Raw genomic sequence first — 20,003 nt, 5'->3', positions numbered from 1 at the left:
TGGGGAGGACTGCCCACGCCGCCTCAGTCCAGGACCAGGCCCTTGCCCCGTCCCCGCGCCAGGGTGACCGGCTGGATCTCCCCGAATCCCCGGACGTTCTCCACGGCCTGGGGAATGAGCACGAACCGCTCGTCCTGGTCCAGGGCCGCCGCCGTCATCGAGTCGACCAGCACGGTCCCCGGATCGGCCAGCGTGGTGAGGCGGGCGGCAAGATTGACGGTGGGCCCGTAGATGTCGCCCAGGCGGGAAAGGATCCGCCCCCAGACCATGGCAACCCGTGCCTCGGGCAGGATCTCATCCCGTGTGAACGCTTCGGCCAGGGCAAGCGATATTTCGGCGCCCGCAGCCGGCGTCTCGGCGATGTAGAGGACTTCGTCGCCCACGGTCTTCACCAGCCGGCCACCGCCCACGGAGATGATCTCCGCGCACTTGTTCTCAAACCGCTGCACCAGCTTGGCGAGCGTCTTCTCGTTCATCCGCCGGGAAAGGCTCGTATAGGACACCAGGTCGGCGAAGCCAACGGCACGCGCCAGCGGCAGCGGGGCGTCGTCCTCGTCCCCTTCGCGGCCTTCCTCGCTGGCCTGCAGGCCGGCTTCGGCCCGGACAGCCAGCCGCTGCACGGCGGCGTTGAGCTGGCGCCGCCAGGAGTAGACAAGCATTTCCTCCAGGGGGTCCACTAGCGCCGGCAGCTCATGGACCAGGCGCTTGCGGGCCTGGGCGTCGGTCAGCCCCTGTTCGTGCACCATGTCCTCAACCAGGGCCTCGATCTGCCACACCACCATGCGGTCCGTCATCTGCCCGATGGCGCGGGTCACCGAGATGGCGGCTTCCTCGGTGAGCATTCCGGCCCTGACCATGCCCACCGCCGTGGACAGGGCCGCCTGGTCGCGTTCCGTGAAGGCGACGTCGTCGTCACCCCAGTTGGGGAAGCCCAGGGCACGCCACAGCTTGCGCGCCGAGAGCAGCGACAGGCCAACGCCGGCAGCCACCTCGCGGCGGCGCAGCTTGCGCTCCCCGCCCAGAAGCCTTGATTCGAGGGCCTTGGCCGCAATGCGTTCCGCGGACATTGTGCCGGTGGCCGGATTCTCGACGACGCCGTTCGTAACCTCCCGGTGGCCGGTGTCCTGCGCGCCGGACCCGTCTGTGTCAAAACCGTCTGCGCCAAACCCGTCGGTGGCAGTCTCGTGGGTGCCATACCCGTCTGCGCCGGTCTCGTGGGTGCCTGTCTGCTGGGCGCCGCGCTGATCCTCATCGTTCATCTCTTCCACCTTCTCTCACATCCCGCGAAAACCGGGCGCCGGGCTCATCCGGCGCCTGACCCAATCCAAATGGTTCCTCGTCCGGAAGCTCATCGAGGGCGTCCAGCAAGAACCTGTGGAAGGTGGCAACTTCCGGCACATCCTTCAGCACGTTGCCGAAATGGTGCCCGGCATCCAAGGATATATTCCCCGAACGCAACATCCGCTGGAGCATCGACTGGCTGATTGTGACATTACGCACCGAGGCCAGGAAAACCTGCCGGTCCCGGCGCCGGAGCATGCCGTAGCGCGCCAGGACCCGCTGGCTGGTCAGGACATACCTGGTGGTCTGCCACCGCAGCAGCCTTGGCAGGCAATACCCCAGGAGGATCCACAGGCCGGCCAGCACGCAGCCGGCCACCGCCCAGAACGTCCCTTCCCCGGTGATGTCCGGGGCAAGCACGGACAGGCCGCCGCGGATGATCCACGCACTTGCGAATGCGGCAAGGGCGGGCACCACAACGAAAACCACCGCCGGAACGAACAGCACCCTGGGCTGCGGGCGGGTCACCACGATGACCTGCTCACCCGGGAGGAGTTCTTTACGCATAACCGCTTTCGCCGAACCCCTGCTGGTCAGAACTGTGTGTCTCAGAGCTGTGCTTCGTGGAGCTGTGCTTGGCGGCCCCGTGCTTCTCCGCGCCCTGCGGGGACCACGGCCGCAAGTGGACCACATCCCCGGCAGTCACTACGTGCTCGTGGGAAGAGGCATCCACCACCAGCAGGGAGCCCGAGTCATCAAGCCGGGAGGCGTGGCCGATGATTTCGTGGTCGCCGGGAAGCTGGGCGCGGACCTGCTGGCCGAGGGTGACCATCGCCGTCTCTACGCGCTTGTGCAGCGACGGTCCGCCGGCCAGGCCGGCCGTGGCATCGCCGTCGGCATTGCAGAAGCTGCGGTAGAGCGTGCAAAAACGGGAGAGATAGCTCTTCAGGAGGTCCGTGCGGTTCACTGTTCCGGCACCCTGCAGCTGGACGGACGTGGCAGTGGGCACGGGCAGCTCGTCCTCGGTGAGCGTGACATTCAGTCCGGTGCCCAAAATGACGGGCGGCACCGATCCGTCGCCGAGGGGGCCGAGCTGGGCGAGAATGCCGGCGATTTTTCCGCCGCGCACCAGTACATCATTCGGCCATTTCAGCTCAGCCGGGATTCCCGCCGTCTCCTCCAGCGCGTCGCGCAGCGCGACGGCGGCCAGGAGGGACAGCCATGAGTAGGTCTGGGTGGGCAGGGGGCGGCCGTCAGCATTGACGGGCCGCAGCACCAGCGAGACCAGAACGGAGCTGCGGGCGGGCGCTTCCCACGCGCGGTCCAGCCGCCCACGGGCCGCAGTCTGATGCTCCGCCGTCAGGACTGCCAGGTCCGGGCAGGCCTTGGGATCCACGGTCACGGCCCGCAAAAGGTCGGCGTTGGTGGACCCGGTTGTCTCCACAACGGTCAGCTGGGCGATGCCGGTGGCGGCGAGGAAGTTGGCGTCGGACAGGGCCTCCCGGTCCAGGGCAGGCCGCTCGGGCAGGACCCCCGCTCCGGTCAGGTTTTCCTGTGGTCCACGGCTATCGTCAGGGCGTGCGGCATCCATAGTTGAATCCTAGCGACTCGCAGGGCTGCACGGCCGGGAAGGCCCGTGGTGGGAAGCCGGCTCACAGGAAGATGTCGGGGACGAGGTCTTCCTCGGCGGCCCCCAGGCTGTAGGGCGTGAAATCCGTGACGCCGGCGGCAGCCAGGACCTGCTCGTCCGTATAGAAGTTGCCGGTGTTGACGGTGCCGGCATTGACATCGCCGGCCCGGTTCGCAGCACCCGTCAGCACGGCATGGGCTGCGTCGGCCATGATTTCAGGTCCGCGGGCAGCCCGGACCAGTGACTCACCGCCGGCCATGTTCCGGATGGCGGCCGTATCGATCAGCGTCCGCGGCCACAGCGAGTTGACGCAGATGCCGTCGTTCCTGAGCTCCTCGGCAAGGCCAAGGGTGGTCAGGCTCATGCCGTACTTCGCAATGGTGTAGGCCAGGTGCCGGCCCGCCCACTTCGGGTCGAGGTTCAGGGGCGGCGAGAGCGTGAGGATGTGGCCGCCGGAGGATTTGCGCAGGGCAGGGAGCGCCAGCTTGGAGAGCAGGAAGGTGCCGCGGACGTTGATGTCCTGCATGAGGTCGTAGCGCTTCATGTCTACGGCATCCGTCGGCGAAAGGTCGATCGCGGAGGCGTTGTTGATGACAATGTCGATTCCCCCAAAGCGGTCGACGGCGGCGTCCACGGCGCGCGCGACGTCCTCGTCGTTCCTGACGTCCCCCACCAGCGGCAGGGCACTCCCGCCGGCGGCCTCCAATTCTTCGGCGGCGCTGTAGACAGTGCCCTCGAGCTTTGCATGCGGCTCTCCGGTCTTGGCGAGCAGCACCACGTTGGCCCCGTCGCGGGCCGCACGGCGTGCGATGGCCAGGCCAATTCCCCGGCTGCCTCCTGACATCAGGATGGTCCGGCCATGAAGGCTGCCGGTGGCCCGGTAAGGCGTGGCCGGAACAGGGTAAGCGTCGCTGCTCGAAGTCATAGGGACACTCTAACCGCAGTTTGTTACCCGCGAGTAACATCGACCCATCCGTCGGCGCCACGGACGAAAATTGTAGGAACCCTACAGCGGTCCCGGGAATTTGCGTCACTAGACTAGCCAACAGGGCTTTGGATTTGTACGGATGCTACTTAAACCGGCAGCCAAGGCCCGCGTCACGCTGCCGCAGCAGAACAGCCACAGCACAACAGCTACAGAGCCGGAGACACTTCATGAGCCACGATCTGACCACGACGGCGGGAAAGATTGCCGATTTCCGCGACCGCCAGGCCCGTGCTGAGCAGCCGTCCGGCCCTGAAGCCATCGAGAAGCAGCATGCGCGCGGCAAGAACACCGCCCGCGAGCGCATCGACCTGCTCGTGGACGAGGGCTCCTTCGTGGAGTTCGACGCCCTGGCGGTCCACCGCTCCACCGCCTTCGGCATGGAGAAGAAGAAGCCGCTCGGCGACGGTGTCGTGTCCGGTTACGGAACCGTGGACGGCCGGCTGGTGGCCCTCTACAGCCAGGACTTCAGCGTCTACGGCGGCTCCCTGAGCCAGGTCAACGGCGAAAAGATCGTGAAGGTCCAGGAGTTCGCGCTGCGCAACGGCTGCCCGGTGGTTGGCATCAACGACGGCGGCGGAGCCCGGATCCAGGAGGGTGTCGCCTCGCTGGCCATGTTCGCGGACATCTTCCGCAACAACGTCCATGCTTCCGGCGTGGTGCCCCAGATCTCCCTCATCATGGGCCCGTGCGCCGGCGGCGCGGCCTACTCCCCCGCCCTGACCGACTACGTGGTCATGGTGGACAAGACCTCGCACATGTTCATCACCGGCCCTGACGTCATCAAGACCGTCACCGGCGAGGACGTGGACATGGAGACCCTCGGCGGCGCCCGGCAGCACAATGCCACCACCGGCACCTCCACCTACCTGGCCTCCGACGAGGCCGACGCCATCGAGTTCGTCCGGGAACTGCTGGACTTCCTGCCCTCCAACAACCTCTCCGAGGCACCGGTGCAGGAGCACCAGCAGGAGCTGGAGCTCGACGACGACGACCTCACCCTGGACACGCTGATCCCGGACTCCGCGAACCAGCCCTATGACATCCGCAAGGTCATCGAACAGATCGTCGATGACGCCCACTTCCTGGAGATGCAGTCGCTGTACGCTCCGAACGTGATCATCGGCTACGGCCGCGTCGAGGGCCACACGGTGGGGATCGTGGCCAACCAGCCGCTGCAGTTCGCCGGCACCCTGGACATCTCGGCCTCCGAAAAGGCGGCCCGCTTCGTCCGCCACTGCGACGCCTTCAACATTCCGATCATCACCCTCGTCGATGTCCCGGGCTTCCTGCCCGGCAAGGACCAGGAGTTCCAGGGAATCATCCGCCGCGGCGCCAAGCTTCTGTACGCCTACGCCGAAGCCACCGTGCCCAAGCTGACCGTGATCACCCGGAAGGCCTACGGCGGCGCCTACATCGTGATGGGCTCCAAGAAGCTTGGGGCCGACCTGAACCTCGCGTGGCCCACCGCCCAGATCGGCGTGATGGGCGCGCAGGGCGCCGTGAACATCCTCTACCGGCGCGATCTCGCCGCCGTTGCCGAAGCGGGGGGCGACGTCGAGGCCAAGCGCGCCGACGTCATCCGGCAGTACGAGGAGGAGCTGCTTAACCCGTATCAGGCCGCAGAGCTGGGTTACGTTGACGCCGTCATCGCACCCTCGGACACGCGGCTGCAGATCATCAAGGGGCTGCGGGCGCTGCGCGACAAGCGGGCGAGCCTGCCGACGAAGAAGCACGGGAACATCCCGCTGTGAGCGCCCAGACTCCGGCTGTCGAACCCGCCGAAACGGTTGGGCCGGCCGCGGCCCTGTTCTCTGTTACCAAGGGCGAACCGACGCCCGAGGAGCTGGCGGCTCTTACCGCCGTCGTACTTTCCCTGGGCTCCGCCGCGGCAGCCGGCCCGGCGAAGCCCAGCACACGCCACTGGGTGCGGCGGCAGCAGCTGCGGCTGGAGCCGACGCCGGGTCCGGGTGCCTGGAAGCGGAGCCGGGGCTAAATAGTTCAGTAAGTCTTTCATAACCGGAACCCCGCGGTTAGTCTCGTGGGGTGACTACTGAATCTGCTGCCCCAGCGCGCCCCCGGACCGCCATCGACGCCGTCGCCGACGCTTACACGGACACGCTCGTCGCCCTGGATCCGAGCCTGGCCACCACGCTCGGCATCCCGGGGCACGACACCGAGTTCCAGGACTTTTCCCCCGCCGGACTCGGCAGGTTCGCCGAGGCGGAGCGAAGGACCCTGGCGGCCCTCGAGGGGCTGGAACCCGTTGACGACGTCGACGCCGTCACCCTCGATGCCCTGCGCGAACGCCTGGGACTCCAGCTGGAGATCCACGACTCGGGCTGGGACCTCGCCGAACTGAACAACATCGACTCCGCGGCGCAGAACATCCGGTCGATCTTCGACCTCATGCCCACGGACACCGCGGAGCACTGGGCGAACATCGCCGGCCGCACGCACAGCGTGCCGGCGGCCGTCAGCGGCTACATCGAGTCGCTGCGGACGGCCAAAGATGGCGGCAAGGTCTCGGCCCGGCGCCAGGTGTCGATCGTTATCGAGCAGACCACCAAGTACGCCGCCGAGGACGGCTTCTTCGCCAAGCTCGCCGCCGACGCCAAAACAGCGGACGGCCCGCTGCCGGCGGAACTGCAGGAGAAGCTCGGCGCCGGCGCTGCCGCCGCCCGGGCGGCGTATGCCGAACTGGCCGCCTTCCTCAGGGAGGAACTGCTGCCCGCGGCCCCGGAGAAGGACGCTGTAGGCCGGGAACGCTACGCCTTGGCCTCGAGGGTGTTCCTTGGTGCCGCCGTCGACCTCGAAGAAACCTACGCCTGGGGTGTTGAGGAGCTCGACCGGATTATTGCCGCCCAGGAACAGGTGGCCGGACAGATCAAGCCGGGCGCCTCCATTGCGGAGGCCAAGGAGATCCCTAACGCTGATCCCGCCCGCCGGCTCAAGGGAACGGATGCCCTGACGGCGTGGATGCAGGAGCTGTCCGACCGTGCCGTCTCCGACCTTGCGGGCATCCACTTCGAGATTCCCGACGTCATGAAGACCCTTGAATGCCGGATCGCCCCCACCGACGAGGGCGGCATCTACTACACAGGACCGTCGGACGACTTCACCCGGCCGGGGCGGATGTGGTGGTCAGTGCCCGCGGGCGAGGACACGTTCACCACCTGGGCCGAGACCACCACCGTGTTCCATGAGGGTGTGCCCGGACACCACCTGCAGATCGCCACCGCCGTTCACCGGCGCGAACTGCTCAACAGCTGGCGGCGCAATGTCTGCTGGACTTCGGGACACGGTGAGGGCTGGGCCCTGTACGCCGAGAAGCTGATGGAGGAACTCGGCTACCTCAAGGATCCGGGCGACCACATGGGCATGCTGGACATGCAGCGGATGAGGGCTGCCCGGGTGGTGTTCGACATCGGCGTCCACCTGGAACTCGATGTTCCCTCACGTTGGGGAACGGGCACCTGGACGCCGGAGAAGGGCTTGGACTTCCTCAAGGCCAACCTGGACATCAGCGAGGGCAACCTGCAGTTCGAGTTCGCACGCTACCTCGGCTGGCCGGGCCAGGCCCCGTCCTACAAGGTGGGCCAGCGCCTCTGGGAGCAGATCCGCGCGGAGCTCGAGGCCCGGCCGGATTTCGAGCTCAAGGCCTTCCACACCAAGGCCCTCAACATCGGCTCCGTGGGCCTCGACACCCTCAAGCGCGCCATGCTCGGCTGACCCGTCTCTCCGCTGATTGGGCCCGTCGAATCCGCTGAGGGGACCCGGCGGGGGGCGAGACGTTTGCCACACCCGTCGGGGGAATAACTTCATAAAAGTCCCGTATGGCACCGGATTTCCGGGCATCCGCGCCGCGCGTGGCCAGTCCGGGCGCGTAACATTTCTCAATATCGAGTGGAAGCTGTATTTTCCACGCCCTAACTTGTTCGAGTGAGCAATCAAACCACTTCATCCACGGCCGGGCGTTCCGGCTTCCAGCTGCCGCGGTGGGCAGGTTCCTTCGGGGTCCAGATCATCGCCGCCCTGATCGTCGGGCTGGGCCTCGGCCTGCTGGCCAAGTACACCGGCAGCACCAAGACCAACCCCAACGGGCTGGGCGCCACGCTGCAGACCATCGGCTCCAGCTACGTGTCGCTGCTGCAGACCGCCGTCGTGCCGCTGATCTTCACCGCCGTGGTGAGCTCCATTTCCAACCTGCGCGAGGTCTCCAACGCGGCCCGGCTCGCCTGGAACACGCTGTTGTGGTTCGCCATCACGTCGCTCGTTTCCGTGCTGATCGGCATCGGCCTGGGCGTGCTCCTGCAGCCGGGCGCAAACACGGGCATCGCCGGCGACGCGGAGTACGACGGCAAGCAGGGCGACTGGTGGGCATTCCTCATCGGCCTGTTCCCCAAGAACTTCCTGGGCCTTGGCGCCAGCTCCACGGTCACCGACTCCGGCGCCGTGACCACGTCCGTCAGCTTCAACGTCCTGCAGATCCTGGTGATCGCCATCGCCGTCGGCGTCGCCGCCCTGAAGGTGGGCAAGCAGGCCGAGCCGTTCCTGGCCCTGAACGCCTCTGCGCTGGCCGTCATCCAGAAGGTGCTGTGGTGGATCATCCGCATCGCACCGCTGGGCACCGTGGGCCTGATCGGCAACGCGGTGGCCGTCTACGGCTGGGACACCATCGGCTCGCTGGGCAAGTTCACCGTAGCCATCTACATCGGCCTCGCCCTGGTGCTGTTCGGCGTCTACCCTGCCCTGGTCCGCTCCCACGGCCTGTCGGTCAAGCAGTACTTCTCCGGCGCGTGGCCGGCCATCCAGCTGGCCTTCGTTTCCCGTTCCTCCATCGGCACCCTGCCGCTGACCCAGCGCGTCACCGAGCGCAACCTTGGCGTTCCCCGGGGCTACGCCTCCTTCGCCGTTCCGCTGGGCGCCACCACCAAGATGGACGGCTGCGCGGCAATCTACCCGGCCGTTTCCGCGATCTTCGTGGCCCAGTTCTTCGGAATCCAGCTCGACTTCAGCCAGTACCTGCTGATCGCCCTGGTCTCCGTCCTCGGGTCCGCCGCGACAGCGGGAACCACCGGCGCCGTCGTCATGCTGACGCTGACCCTCTCCACGCTGGGACTGCCGCTGGCCGGCGTCGGACTCCTCCTGGCCATCGACCCCATCCTGGACATGGGCCGCACGGCGGTCAACGTGGCCGGCCAGGCACTCGTGCCCACCATTGTGGCCAAGCGTCAGGGGATCCTCGATGAAACCCTCTACAACGCACCGCGCACCGGTGAGGCCTTCCGCGAGGAAGAGGCACCCGCCGCCGTCGAGCGTGAGCTGGCCGCGTCCAAGGCCTGACCTTCGCAAGAATGCGTGTGCCCCGGGTTCATCCCCGGGGTACACCCATTTAAGACCGGGCCCTTAAGACCGGACGCCGAAATGGGTCCCGGCCGGCAGGCAGCAAGGGTAGGGTACCGGCATGGACATCATTCTGGTTCCCGGTTTCTGGCTCGATGGTTCATCCTGGTCCGGGGTCACTCCCCTGCTGGTGGAGGCGGGCCACCAGATCCATGCGCTGACCCTTCCGGGGCTGGAGGCGAAGGACGCCAAGCGGACCGGCATCGGGCTCCGCGACCACATCAATGCGGTGGTGGAAGCCATCGACGGCATTGAGGGGCCACTGGTGCTCGTCGGCCACTCCGGCGGAGGCGCCATCGTCCACGGCGCCGTGGATGAACGCCCTGACCGCGTCGTACGGGCGGTCTACGTGGACAGCGGACCGCTCGGGGAAGGCGGCGTCATCAATGATGAGCTGCCTGCCGAAGGTGACGAGATCCCGTTGCCTTCCTGGGACGTGTTCGACGACGCCGACCTCACCGACCTCGACGATGGACTGCGCGAAGCATTCCGTGCACGGTCCATTCCGCAGCCGAAGGCTGTGGCCTGCGACAAGCAGCACCTCCACGACGTGCGCCGCTACGAGGTCCCGGCCACGGTGATTGCCTGCGAGTTCCCCACCTCTCTGCTGACGGAGTGGATGGACGCCGGGCACCCCTACGTTGAGGAGCTGGCCCGCATCCGCGATGTGGAACTCGTGGACCTTCCCACCGGGCACTGGCCGCAGTTCACCAAACCGTTGGAGCTCGGAGCGGCGATCCTCGCCGCCGTCGACCGGACAAACTGACGGGCTAGCCCCACCGGCGTGACCGGCCGCAGCAGCTCCCGGAACCGCCGATAAGCCTAACGGCCGCCGATCACGCCCTTTTCGACAGCCTTCGTCACCGCGTCGGCTTCGGCCTGCGTAAGTGTGCCGTCCTTCACCGCCTGATCCAGCCGGCCTTTCAGGGCAGCCGCCCGGTCCGTCTGCGCCTGGGTCCGGAGTTCCTCCAGTGCTGCCTTGACCTTGGCCTCATCGATCCCCAGGGACTTGGCCAGCGAGGCTGCCAGTGCCGCTTCCCTGGCTGCCTTGTCCGGCTTGGTGCCGTCGGCACTGCGGCCGGGCGGACGGTTGGCCTCGCGGAATGCCCTCAGGGCGTCCTCCACCTTGGCCTGGTCCACGCCCAGCTTGGCGGCCAGCGCCGCTGAGTCCGCTTTGACGGCACCGTGGCCGCGCCCATGTCCATGCCCGTGCCCGCCGCCGTCAAAACGCGGTCCGTCACCGGGAGCGCTGAACGGGCTGCTTGATGTCCGTGTGGGCGTGGGAGTGGTTGTCGTTGCGGCCGCCATGCCGGTGACACTGAAGCCGGCACCCAGTGCCAAGGCTGTGGCGCCCAAGCCGAGAGCCACCTTCTTTGAACGCTCCATGTTCACTCCTCGCTCCGCCGGCCTTGAGGCACCATTGCCGCCGTGCCGGCTACGACATAAGGATGCACCCTCCTCCTCAAGAACGGCTTTTGCCCGGCTGTGAAGAGGCTGTGAATTTTCCTGCGGTACTTGAAACCGCACGCCCGGTTGCGCAGAGTGTAAACTTGCACATAGTGTAACTGGGTGTCCACTTCCAGTTCTTCCCCGCCGTCGCCGACTGCGGCGTTAGATTCCCCGTCAACCAGCGCCAGCGGGCCCGTTTCCCGGCGCGAGCTGAACAAGGCCGCCACCCGGCAGGCCATTACCGGTTCCACGCTTGCCCTTCTGCGGCAACACGGCCCCGGCAACTTCACGGTCGAGGACATTGCAGAAGCGGCGGCCATCTCACGCCGGACCTTCTTCAACTACTTCAGCAGCACCGAAGCCGCCATTGCGTCGGTGACCCACGGTTTCCTGGACAGCGCACTCGAGCAGTTCCGCCGGCGCCCCGCTGATGAACCCATCCTCGAATCCGCCCGCGCCGCTTTGGTGGCCCTGGCGGATCCCATGACGGTGGCGCCGCTGGCCGAACTGTTCGGCCTGACCCAGGGCAACCCGCTCATGGCGCGCTCCGAGCTGGAGGCCTGGGACCACTGCACCGAGCAGATTGTTGCTGCGGCGCGCGAGCGTTCTCCCCAGGGCACCGGGTCTGAACAGGGCACCGGGACTGAAAACAATCTCGGTGCCGACCAGGACGAGCTCTACGTCCGGGCCCTCGCGGGTTCGGTGGTCTCCTGCGGCAAGGCGGCCATGGACGTATGGTTCCGCCGCTGCGGCCCCGATCTCTCGCCTGAGTCACTGGCGATCCTCCGCCAACTGCTCATCGATTCGATGGGCCTCCTCGGATCCGGTTTCGCCGGGCCGGCATCGGATCCCCCGTCGAATGAATCCTCCGCCAAACCTTCCACCCGCAACGCAGAACGGTCCTGACATGGCACTACTCCTGTACCGCCTCGGCAAGTTTTCCTACCGTCACCGGTGGCTCGTCGTCGCGCTCTGGCTGGCGATCCTGCTGGCAGTGGGCGGCGCAGCGGCAGCCTTCTCCGGCGCGCTGTCCAACAACTTCCAGATTCCAGGCACGGAAACCCAGCAGATGGCCGACAAGCTCCAACAGGAGCTGCCGGCGTCATCCGGCGGCTCTGCCGGGGTTGTCTTCCAGGCCAATGACGCCCGGTTCAGCCAGGCGGGCAAGGATGCGGTGTCCGCTGCCCTGACCAAGCTCGAGGCCCTCCCGGACGTCAGGGGAACCATCGACCCGTTCGCCACCCAGGCCCAGCTGGACAAGGCCTCCGGGGATCTCGCCGCCGGCGAGGCCAAGGCAGCCGCGGGCAAGACCGCACTGGACAAGGCCGCGGCCGATCTGGCCGCCGGTAAGGAACAACTGGCCGCGGCCGAGGCGCAGATGACCGCCGCCGGGCTGCCGGCATCGGCGATCGAGGCCCAGCTGGGGCAGCAGACGGCCGCCCTGGCCGCCGGCCAGGAAAAGCTCGACGCCGGCACCAGGGAAGCGGAGGCCGGCGCGGCCAGGCTGGAGCTGGCCAAGCGCCAGGTCCAGGCGGCGCAGGGGTTGCGTTTCGTCTCGGAGGACGGCAAGGCGGCCATAGCGCAGGTCCAGTTCAAGACCTCCATCAACGGGCTGGATCCCACTGTGCGCCAGGAAGTCCAGGACATCGTGCAGGAGGTCTCCTCGGCCGGCGTTACCGCGCTGCCCAGCAAGGAAATCAGCGAGGACGTCTCCGAGATCTTCGGCGTGGCGGAGATCATCGGCATCGGCGTGGCGGCACTGGTCCTGCTCATCATGCTCGGAACGCTGGTGGCCGCCGGGCTGCCGCTGCTGATGGCCTTGATCGGCGTGGCGGTGGGCGTCGGCGCCACCATGGCACTGAGCGGCCTCATTGACATGAGTTCCATTTCCCCGATGCTCGCGCTCATGCTGGGCCTCGCCGTCGGCATCGACTACTCGCTGTTCATCGTCAACCGCCACCGCGGTCAGCTGCTGGCGGGCATGGACGCGGAAGAGTCGGTGGCCCGTGCCGCCGGAACCTCCGGCAATGCCGTGCTCTTTGCCGGCCTGACGGTCATCATCGCCCTCGCCGCACTGGTGGTCCCGGGGCTTCCGTTCCTGGGGGTCATGGGCGTGTCCGCGGCCGGCACCGTTGCAGTCGCCGTCCTCGTCGCACTGACGCTGACGCCGGCAATCCTCTCCTTCATGGGCAGGAAGCTGATCTCCAAGCGTGCCTGGGCCAAGGCGGAGAAGCGCAACGCCGACCCCAACCGGGAGGCTGAGGACCGCGTCAAGGACGAACACCGCAGCAGCCACGGCTGGGGCGGACTGGTCACCCGGCACCCGGTTCTGGCCCTGCTGGCCGGCGTCCTGGCGCTGGGCATTGTGGCGCTGCCGGCTGCCCAGCTGCGGCTAGCCCTGCCCGACGGCGGCTCGGAACCTGCCGATTCCCAGGCGCTCAAGGCGTATGACGCCACCAAACGCAGCTTCGGCGAAGGCATGACGGGACCGATCATCGTGGTGGGTGATTTCCCGGAGGGCCTGAGTGAAACCGAGGCGCAGGCCAAACAGCTCGACGTTGCGGACATCCTGCGCAAGACGGAGAACGTGACTGCAGTCATTCCGGTGGCACTGAGTGAGGACCGTGGGACGGCCGTGTTCCAGGTCATCCCGAAGGAAGGACCGGCGAGCGCCAGCACCGTGAACGTGGTATCCGGCATCCGCGCCGAGAAGGCCGATATCGAGGACTCCACCGGAGTCAGCATCGGACTCACGGGCCAGACGGCAGGCAACATTGACGTTTCCACGAAGCTGGGCGACGCCCTGCCGTCGTACCTGGCCATCGTGGTGGGGCTCTCGCTGATCCTCCTGCTGCTGGTGTTCCGCTCGATCGTGGTGCCGCTGCTGGCGACCGGCGGCTTCCTGCTTTCGCTGGCGGCCGCGTTCGGCGCCGTGGTGGCGGTATACCAGTGGGGCTGGCTGGGTGGGGTGTTCGGCGTCGACAACCCCGGCGCCGTGCTGAGTTTCCTGCCGATCATCCTGATCGGCGTGCTGTTCGGGCTGGCCATGGACTACCAGGTGTTCATCGCCTCGGGCATGCGTGAGTCCTTCATGCACGGCGAGTCCGCGAAGCACGCCGTCCGCTCCGGCTTCAGCCACGCCTCGGCGGTGGTTACGGCCGCCGCCATCATCATGGTCAGCGTCTTCGCGGGTTTCATCTTCTCGCACCTGAACATGGTCCGCCCGCTCGGTTTTGCGATGGCGTTCGGTGTGCTGGTTGACGCGTTCGTGGTGCGGATGACGATCGTTCCGGCCGTCATGTATCTCCTCGGCGAGAAGGCGTGGTGGCTGCCACGCTGGCTGGACCGCATCCTGCCGGACGTGGACGTGGAAGGGGCAAAGCTCCGCAGCCACGCCCCAGCCGCGGCGGCCGAGTCCGACGCCGAGCCGGACGCCGAGCCAGCGGAGGTCGGAGTCCGATGAATTAGGCTGGAGCCGTGACCCGCCTCATCCTTGCCTCCCAGTCCCCCGCCCGCACCAAGCTCCTGGCTGAGGCCGGCATCGAACACGAGGTCCTCGTGTCAGACGTCGACGAGGATGCCGTCCAGGCGCGTTACGGCGTCACCGATCCGCACGACACCGCCCTGCTCCTGGCCCGCGCCAAGGCCGAGGCCGTCGCCTCGCTTCCGGAAGCCGAGGGGGCCCTGGTGCTCGGCTGCGATTCAGTATTCGAGTTCGACGGCGAGTCGCACGGCAAGCCGTACACCGTGGACGTTGCCAGGCAGCGGATGCTGCGGATGAGCGGCAGCAGCGGGGTCCTGCACACCGGCCACTGGCTGGTCGACTGCCGCGACACGGACGACGACGGCGGCTCCGGCGCCACGCTGGGCAGCGTCGCCTCCGCCGAAGTGCACTTCATGGAGATGGAGCTCGCGGAGATCGACGCCTACATCGCCACCGGCGAGCCACTGCACTGCGCCGGCTCCTTCACCATCGACGGCCTGGGCGGCGCGTTCATCCGGAAAGTCGACGGCGACCCGCACGCCGTCGTGGGATTGTCGGTGTCCACCCTGCGCTCCCTGCTGGCCCAGGCGAACGTGAGCATCACCGAGTTCTGGCAGGACCTGCCGGACTCGGCAATTCCCGGGGAGTTGTAGGTTCCCTACAAAGGCCGGGCTTCTTACCCGCGGATTCCGCCAGTAATATCGGCGGAATCCTCAAAATCAGGCTAGGCTCCCTGAAGGAAAGAAGGAGACGCCTTGTCAGTAAAGCCGGAGCAGTCCGCAGGTCCAGTGCATTCAAAACTCACCAAGGTTCTGATCGCGAACCGCGGTGAAATCGCCGTCCGCGTGATCCGCGCAGCCCGGGACGAGGGCATCGCCTCCGTCGCCGTCTACGCCGAGCCGGACCGGGACGCGCTCCACGTCCGGCTCGCCGACGAAGCATATGCCCTGGGCGGCAACACGGCAGCCGAGTCCTACCTTGTGATGGACAAGCTGATCGAGATCGCCCGCCAGTCCGGCGCCGACGCCATCCACCCCGGCTACGGCTTCCTGTCCGAGAACGCCCAGTTCGCGGCCAAGGTCATCGACGCCGGCATCACCTGGATCGGCCCGTCACCGGAGGCCATTTCCGCCCTGGGCGACAAGGTCCAGGCCCGCCACATCGCCGAGAAGGTGGGCGCCCCGCAGGTCCCCGGCACCGCCGATCCGGTTGAGTCCGCCGAGGAAATCCTGGAATTCGCGGACAAGTTCGGCCTGCCCGTGGCCATCAAGGCTGCCTTCGGCGGCGGCGGCCGCGGCATCAAGGTGGCCCGCACCCGCGAGGAAATCCCCGAACTGTTCGATTCCGCCGTCCGCGAGGCAACCGCCGCCTTCGGCCGCGGTGAGTGCTTCATCGAGCGGTTCCTCGACGCACCGCGCCACGTTGAAACCCAGTGCCTCGCCGACGCCCATGGCAACGTGGTGGTGGTCTCCACCCGCGACTGCTCACTTCAGCGCCGCAACCAGAAGCTCGTGGAGGAAGCGCCTGCCCCGTTCCTGACGGCGGAGCAGAACCAGCGCCTCTACGAATCGTCCAAGGCCATCCTGAAGGAAGCCGGCTACCTCGGCGCCGGAACCTGCGAGTTCCTCGTCGGCCAGGACGGCACCATCTCCTTCCTCGAGGTCAACACCCGCCTGCAGGTGGAGCACTGCGTCTCCGAGGAAGTCACCGGCATCGACCTGGTCCGCGAGCAGTTCCGCCTGGCCTGCGGTGAAGAACTGGGCTACGGCGACCCCGAGGTCCGCGGCCACTCCATTGAATTCCGCATCACCGGCGAGGATCCGGGCCGCAACTTCATGCCCGCACCGGGCACCGTGAGCACCCTCAAAAACCCGACCGGCCCCGGCATCCGCATTGACTCGGGCATCGAAGAGGGCGACGTCATCAGCGGCAACTTCGACTCGATGCTGTCCAAGCTGATCGTCACCGGAGCGAACCGTCCCCAGGCCCTGCAGCGCGCCCGCCGGGCCCTCGAGGAGATGGTGGTGGAAGGCATTCCCACCGTCATCCCCTTCGACCTGGCCGTGGTCAGCAACCCGGCGTTCGCGCCTGCCGAAGGCCCGTTCAGCGTCCACACCCGCTGGATCGAAACCGAATTCGTCAATGACCTTCCCGCCTGGACGCCCAACGGCGCCGCGCCGGAGGGTGAGGACGCCGCTGAGCGCCGCACCGTGGTGGTGGAAGTGGGCGGCAAGCGCCTCGAGGTGGCACTGCCCGCCAGCCTCGGCTTCAGCGGCTCGGCAGCTTCCGGCGCCAAGCCGGCCAAGTCCAAGAAGCGCAGCCGCACCGGCGGCGCCACCGCCGCCGCGGGCGGCAACGCCCTGACCTCCCCCATGCAGGGAACGATTGTCAAGGTGGCTGTTGCCGACGGCGACGTCGTGGCCGAAGGTGATCTCGTCGTCGTACTGGAAGCGATGAAGATGGAGCAGCCGCTCACGGCACACCGTGCCGGCACCATCACAGGCCTGTCCGCCGCGGCCGGCCAGACGGTGGCAGCAGGCGCCGTGATCGCGACGATCGAAGACTAGAGCTCCCCAGCACATGAAAATGCCCGGTGTGATCCACACCGGGCATTTTCGTTAATGCAACTAAACCTGGGAATCAGGCCACGTTGTTCTCGTAGTCCGTGTTCTTGGTTTCGCGGGTGATCCACAGCGCGATGAACGTCAGCACGGCAGCGGCTGCCATGTAGACGCCGACGAGCCAGGTGCTGCCGCCGGTCGCCTGCCACAGGGCAATGGCAATGAACGACGCCGGAGCGGCACCGATGACGCTGGAGAGATTGTACGCCACAGCCGAGCCGGTGTACCGCACGTTCGACGGGAACAGCTCCGGCAGGATCGCGGCCATCGGGCCGAAGGTGAGGCCCATCAGGGTGAAGCCGACGATCAGGCCGACGATGGCCGCTCCCGGGCCGGGGCCGAACATGGTGAACCAGAGCGCGCCGAACACAAAGATGCCTGCGGTGACGCCCATGAGGAACTTGCGGCGGCCCCACTTCTCGGCCAGCGGGCCGGACACGAGGGTGAAGATACCGAAGAAGACGACGCCAAGGATCAGCATCCAGAGGAAGTCACCGCGGGAAACACCCAGGCCGGGAACGAAGCTGGCAATCTCGGCGGCGGACATCGGCTTGCCGGCCTTCTCCGCGGCGGCCTGGGCGGCCTCAACGGATGCAGGCTTGGTGCCGTACGTCAGGGTGAAGGAAGTCATGATGTAGAACAGCACGTAGGTGGCCAGCATGATGAAGGTTCCGGCCAGCACAGGGCGCCAGTGGTTCTTGAAGGTTGCCGCGAACGGAACCTTTGCCACTTTGTCTTCCTTCAGGACCTTCTGGAACGAGACACTCTCCACCAGCTTGAGGCGCACATACAGGCCCACGATCACCAGGACGGCGCTGAGCAGGAACGGAACCCGCCAGCCCCAGGCCGCAAATTCCTCCGGGCTGAGGGCGGCGTTGAACCAGATGAACAGCAGGTTGGCCAGGATGAAGCCAATGGGGGCACCGAGCTGCGGGAACGTGCCGTAGATGGCGCGCTTGCCTTCGGGGGCGTTCTCCGTGGCCAGCAGTGCCGCGCCGGACCACTCACCGCCGAGCGCGAGCCCCTGCGCAAAGCGCAGCAGCACCAGCATCAGCGGCGCAAGGACAGTCCAGCCGGCCACCGAGGCGGTCGGCAGCAGCCCGATGAAGAAGGTGGCCAGGCCCATGGTGAGGAGGGAGGCCACCAGGGTGCCCTTGCGGCCGAACTTGTCGCCGAAGTGTCCGAACAGGACCGAGCCGATGGGCCGGGCGACGAACGCGACGCCGAAAATTGCGAAAGAGCTCAGGAGGGCGTTGATCTCCGTGGCCTGGGGGAAGAACAGCTTGGGGAAGACCAGCACCGACGCGGTTGCGTAGATGTAGAAGTCATAGAACTCGATCGTCGTTCCGATGAGGCTGGCAAAGATCACTTTGCCCTTGGAGTTCACCGGTTTGGCGGTGCCATGTTCCGTTGACGTTGCAGGCGATGACATGTGGGGACGCTTTCATGAGAGCTGGACGGACCTCGCTCGGAAGCCCCTCCAAACATGGGGATAAAACAGAGTTCAATCTTAGTTCCCGCCGTCCACGCAACGGACAAGCGGTCCAGTATACGGACTTCCAAAGTTGTCTCAGCATGAGGTCGTCCTGCAAGCCTAACGCCGCCCGACGCGGGCTGATAGGCAAATGTCACAGCACGTTAACAAACGGCGACCGTCTGCGAAACGCGCCATCCCTACCTTGGAAGGACAACATTCCCCAAGGAGGTATACCGTGACTGCTGACCGCACCGCAGACGCCGGGACCCACAATTCCCTCGATCTTGCTGCCGCCGCCGCCACCGAGGCACCCGATACTCTTGCTCTCGAAGTGCGTCCCGGACGCTGGATCGCCAACTGGGACGCCGAGAACAAGCAGCAGTGGGAATCCCAGGGCCGCTCGATCGCGCGCCGCAACCTTAACTGGTCCATCTTCGCCGAGTTCCTTGGCTTCGTCGTCTGGCAGCTATGGTCCATCGTGGTGGTCCAGCTCCCCGCCGCAGGATTCACGTTCAGCACGTCCGAAATCTTCTGGCTGATTTCCATGCCGAGCCTCGTCGGCGCCACGCTCCGGATCCCCTACACCTTCATGGTTCCGCGCTTCGGCGGCCGGAACTGGACCATCGTCTCCGCCCTGCTGCTGCTGATCCCCTCCACCGGGCTCGCGCTGTGCGTCTCCAATCCGGAAACACCGTTTGGCGTCATGCTGTTCGTGGCGGCCCTTGCAGGCTTCGGCGGCGGCAACTTCGCCAGCTCGATGGCCAACATCACCTTCTTCTACCCGGCCCGCGAAAAGGGCTGGGCGCTGGGCCTGAACGCCGCCGGCGGCAACCTCGGCGCAGCTGTGGCACAGCTTGCCGTGCCGATCGCCATCACCCTGTTGGCCGCCGGCACCGTCAACCTCCCCGTCGCAGGCCTCATGTGGGTTCCGCTGATCCTCCTGGCAGCCTTCGGCGCCTACAAGTACATGAACAACCTCACGAGCGCCAAGGGCGACGTGGCCGGATCCCTCGCAGCGATCAAGGAACCCCACCTCTGGGTCATGGCACTGCTCTACATCGGAACGTTCGGCTCCTTCATCGGCTTCGCCGGCGTCTTCCCCAAGCTCATCAAGGACTACTTCCCGGCCTTCTCCTCCATCTCGGTCGGTGCCGTGGCCCTTTCCCTGGCCTTCCTCGGCCCGCTGGTCGGCTCGCTGGCCCGCCCCTACGGCGGCCGCATGGCTGACCGCATGGGCGGGGCCCGGATGACGGTGTCAGCCTTCGCCGCCATGGCCGTCATCACGCTGACGATGATCTGGACGCTGCCGCTGAAGAACTTCTGGCTCTTCCTGGTCCTGTTCCTGATGCTGTTCACCGCCAGCGGCTTCGGAAACGGCGCCACGTACCGCATGATTCCGGTGATCTTCGCGACGTCCAGCCGGGCGGCCCGCTCCGGAGCCAGCGCGGTGCAGACCCAGCGCCTGGCGTCCTCCGCACTCGGCCTGATCTCCGCCATCGGCGCCTACGGCGGGTTCGTCATCCCGCAGGTGCTGAACGCCTCCAACACGGCCAGCGGCTCCTACACCCCGGCCTTCTACGGCTTCGTCGGAGCATACGTCCTGATGCTGGCCGTCTGCTGGTCCTGCTACATCCGCAACGCCAACCGAAACGCGATGGGACACGTCTAAC

At 66.7% G+C, this 20,003-nt stretch carries 16 protein-coding genes; 10 read left to right on the top strand and 6 right to left on the bottom strand.

Annotated elements, in window-relative coordinates:
- Positions 1–23 precede the first annotated feature (23 nt).
- From ACHMXB_RS02670 to ACHMXB_RS02655, 4 genes are all read right to left on the bottom strand, one after another.
- Entirely contained in the window at positions 24–1,259 is a 1,236-nt protein-coding gene (locus ACHMXB_RS02670; protein WP_395402545.1) for an adenylate/guanylate cyclase domain-containing protein, read from the bottom strand.
- Positions 1,249–1,848 (bottom strand): PH domain-containing protein, encoded by a 600-nt coding sequence (locus ACHMXB_RS02665; RefSeq protein WP_395402543.1) that lies wholly within the window; start codon positions 1,846–1,848, stop codon positions 1,249–1,251. Before ACHMXB_RS02665 ends, ACHMXB_RS02670 begins: the two co-directional genes overlap by 11 nt.
- The gene (locus tag ACHMXB_RS02660; protein WP_395402541.1) at positions 1,841–2,872 is read right to left on the bottom strand and encodes a biotin--[acetyl-CoA-carboxylase] ligase; all 1,032 of its coding nucleotides are present in this window, start codon (positions 2,870–2,872) and stop codon (positions 1,841–1,843) included. The genes ACHMXB_RS02665 and ACHMXB_RS02660 overlap by 8 nt, the downstream gene beginning before the upstream one ends.
- A gap of 61 nt (positions 2,873–2,933) precedes the next feature.
- Positions 2,934–3,836 (bottom strand): SDR family oxidoreductase, encoded by a 903-nt coding sequence (locus ACHMXB_RS02655; RefSeq protein WP_395402539.1) that lies wholly within the window; start codon positions 3,834–3,836, stop codon positions 2,934–2,936.
- A gap of 230 nt (positions 3,837–4,066) precedes the next feature.
- Between ACHMXB_RS02655 and ACHMXB_RS02650 the strand changes: the two genes are divergently transcribed.
- The 5 genes from ACHMXB_RS02650 (at position 4,067) to ACHMXB_RS02630 (ending at position 10,068) form a co-directional block, all read left to right on the top strand.
- Positions 4,067–5,650: an acyl-CoA carboxylase subunit beta gene (locus ACHMXB_RS02650; protein WP_111904537.1), complete on the top strand. Its 1,584-nt coding sequence runs from the start codon at positions 4,067–4,069 to the stop codon at positions 5,648–5,650.
- Entirely contained in the window at positions 5,647–5,892 is a 246-nt protein-coding gene (locus ACHMXB_RS02645; protein ID WP_395402537.1) for an acyl-CoA carboxylase subunit epsilon, read from the top strand. The genes ACHMXB_RS02650 and ACHMXB_RS02645 overlap by 4 nt, the downstream gene beginning before the upstream one ends.
- A gap of 50 nt (positions 5,893–5,942) precedes the next feature.
- A complete protein-coding gene (locus tag ACHMXB_RS02640) occupies positions 5,943–7,628 on the top strand; it encodes a DUF885 domain-containing protein (RefSeq protein ID WP_395402535.1) in 1,686 nt (561 codons plus the stop codon).
- 210 nt (positions 7,629–7,838) lie between these two features.
- Entirely contained in the window at positions 7,839–9,242 is a 1,404-nt protein-coding gene (locus tag ACHMXB_RS02635; RefSeq protein WP_395402533.1) for a dicarboxylate/amino acid:cation symporter, read from the top strand.
- Positions 9,243–9,363: 121 nt separating this feature from the next.
- Entirely contained in the window at positions 9,364–10,068 is a 705-nt protein-coding gene (locus ACHMXB_RS02630; RefSeq protein ID WP_395402531.1) for an alpha/beta fold hydrolase, read from the top strand.
- Between the two features lie 56 nt (positions 10,069–10,124).
- On the opposite strand, the gene ACHMXB_RS02625 is transcribed toward ACHMXB_RS02630, so the two are convergent.
- Entirely contained in the window at positions 10,125–10,688 is a 564-nt protein-coding gene (locus ACHMXB_RS02625; protein WP_395402529.1) for a hypothetical protein, read from the bottom strand.
- Between the two features lie 183 nt (positions 10,689–10,871).
- Here ACHMXB_RS02625 and ACHMXB_RS02620 point away from each other — a divergent pair, with 183 nt between their 5' ends.
- The 4 genes from ACHMXB_RS02620 to ACHMXB_RS02605 all read left to right on the top strand — a co-directional run bounded on the left by ACHMXB_RS02620 (position 10,872) and on the right by ACHMXB_RS02605 (position 16,802).
- Positions 10,872–11,657 (top strand): TetR/AcrR family transcriptional regulator, encoded by a 786-nt coding sequence (locus ACHMXB_RS02620; protein WP_395402527.1) that lies wholly within the window; start codon positions 10,872–10,874, stop codon positions 11,655–11,657.
- A gap of 1 nt (position 11,658) precedes the next feature.
- Complete coding sequence (locus tag ACHMXB_RS02615) at positions 11,659–14,214, top strand: MMPL family transporter (RefSeq protein ID WP_395402525.1); 2,556 nt, start codon at positions 11,659–11,661, stop codon at positions 14,212–14,214.
- Between the two features lie 14 nt (positions 14,215–14,228).
- On the top strand, positions 14,229–14,888 hold the full coding sequence (locus ACHMXB_RS02610; protein ID WP_395402523.1) for a Maf family protein: 660 nt from the start codon (positions 14,229–14,231) through the stop codon (positions 14,886–14,888).
- A gap of 102 nt (positions 14,889–14,990) precedes the next feature.
- On the top strand, positions 14,991–16,802 hold the full coding sequence (locus ACHMXB_RS02605) for an acetyl/propionyl/methylcrotonyl-CoA carboxylase subunit alpha (protein WP_395402521.1): 1,812 nt from the start codon (positions 14,991–14,993) through the stop codon (positions 16,800–16,802).
- A 73-nt stretch (positions 16,803–16,875) separates the two neighbouring features.
- Here the strand turns inward: ACHMXB_RS02605 and ACHMXB_RS02600 are convergent, their stop codons facing one another.
- On the bottom strand, positions 16,876–18,288 hold the full coding sequence (locus ACHMXB_RS02600; RefSeq protein WP_395402519.1) for an MFS transporter: 1,413 nt from the start codon (positions 18,286–18,288) through the stop codon (positions 16,876–16,878).
- A gap of 280 nt (positions 18,289–18,568) precedes the next feature.
- On the opposite strand from ACHMXB_RS02600, the gene ACHMXB_RS02595 reads away from it, so the two are divergent.
- The gene (locus tag ACHMXB_RS02595; protein WP_395402517.1) at positions 18,569–20,002 is read left to right on the top strand and encodes an MFS transporter; all 1,434 of its coding nucleotides are present in this window, start codon (positions 18,569–18,571) and stop codon (positions 20,000–20,002) included.
- Position 20,003 lies beyond the last annotated feature (1 nt).

The organism is Arthrobacter sp. UC242_113 (assembly GCF_044054585.1).
Classification (GTDB): domain Bacteria; phylum Actinomycetota; class Actinomycetes; order Actinomycetales; family Micrococcaceae; genus Arthrobacter.
The sequence above is the reverse complement of the archived record's forward strand: the minus strand, read 5'-3'. Positions and strand labels throughout refer to the sequence as shown.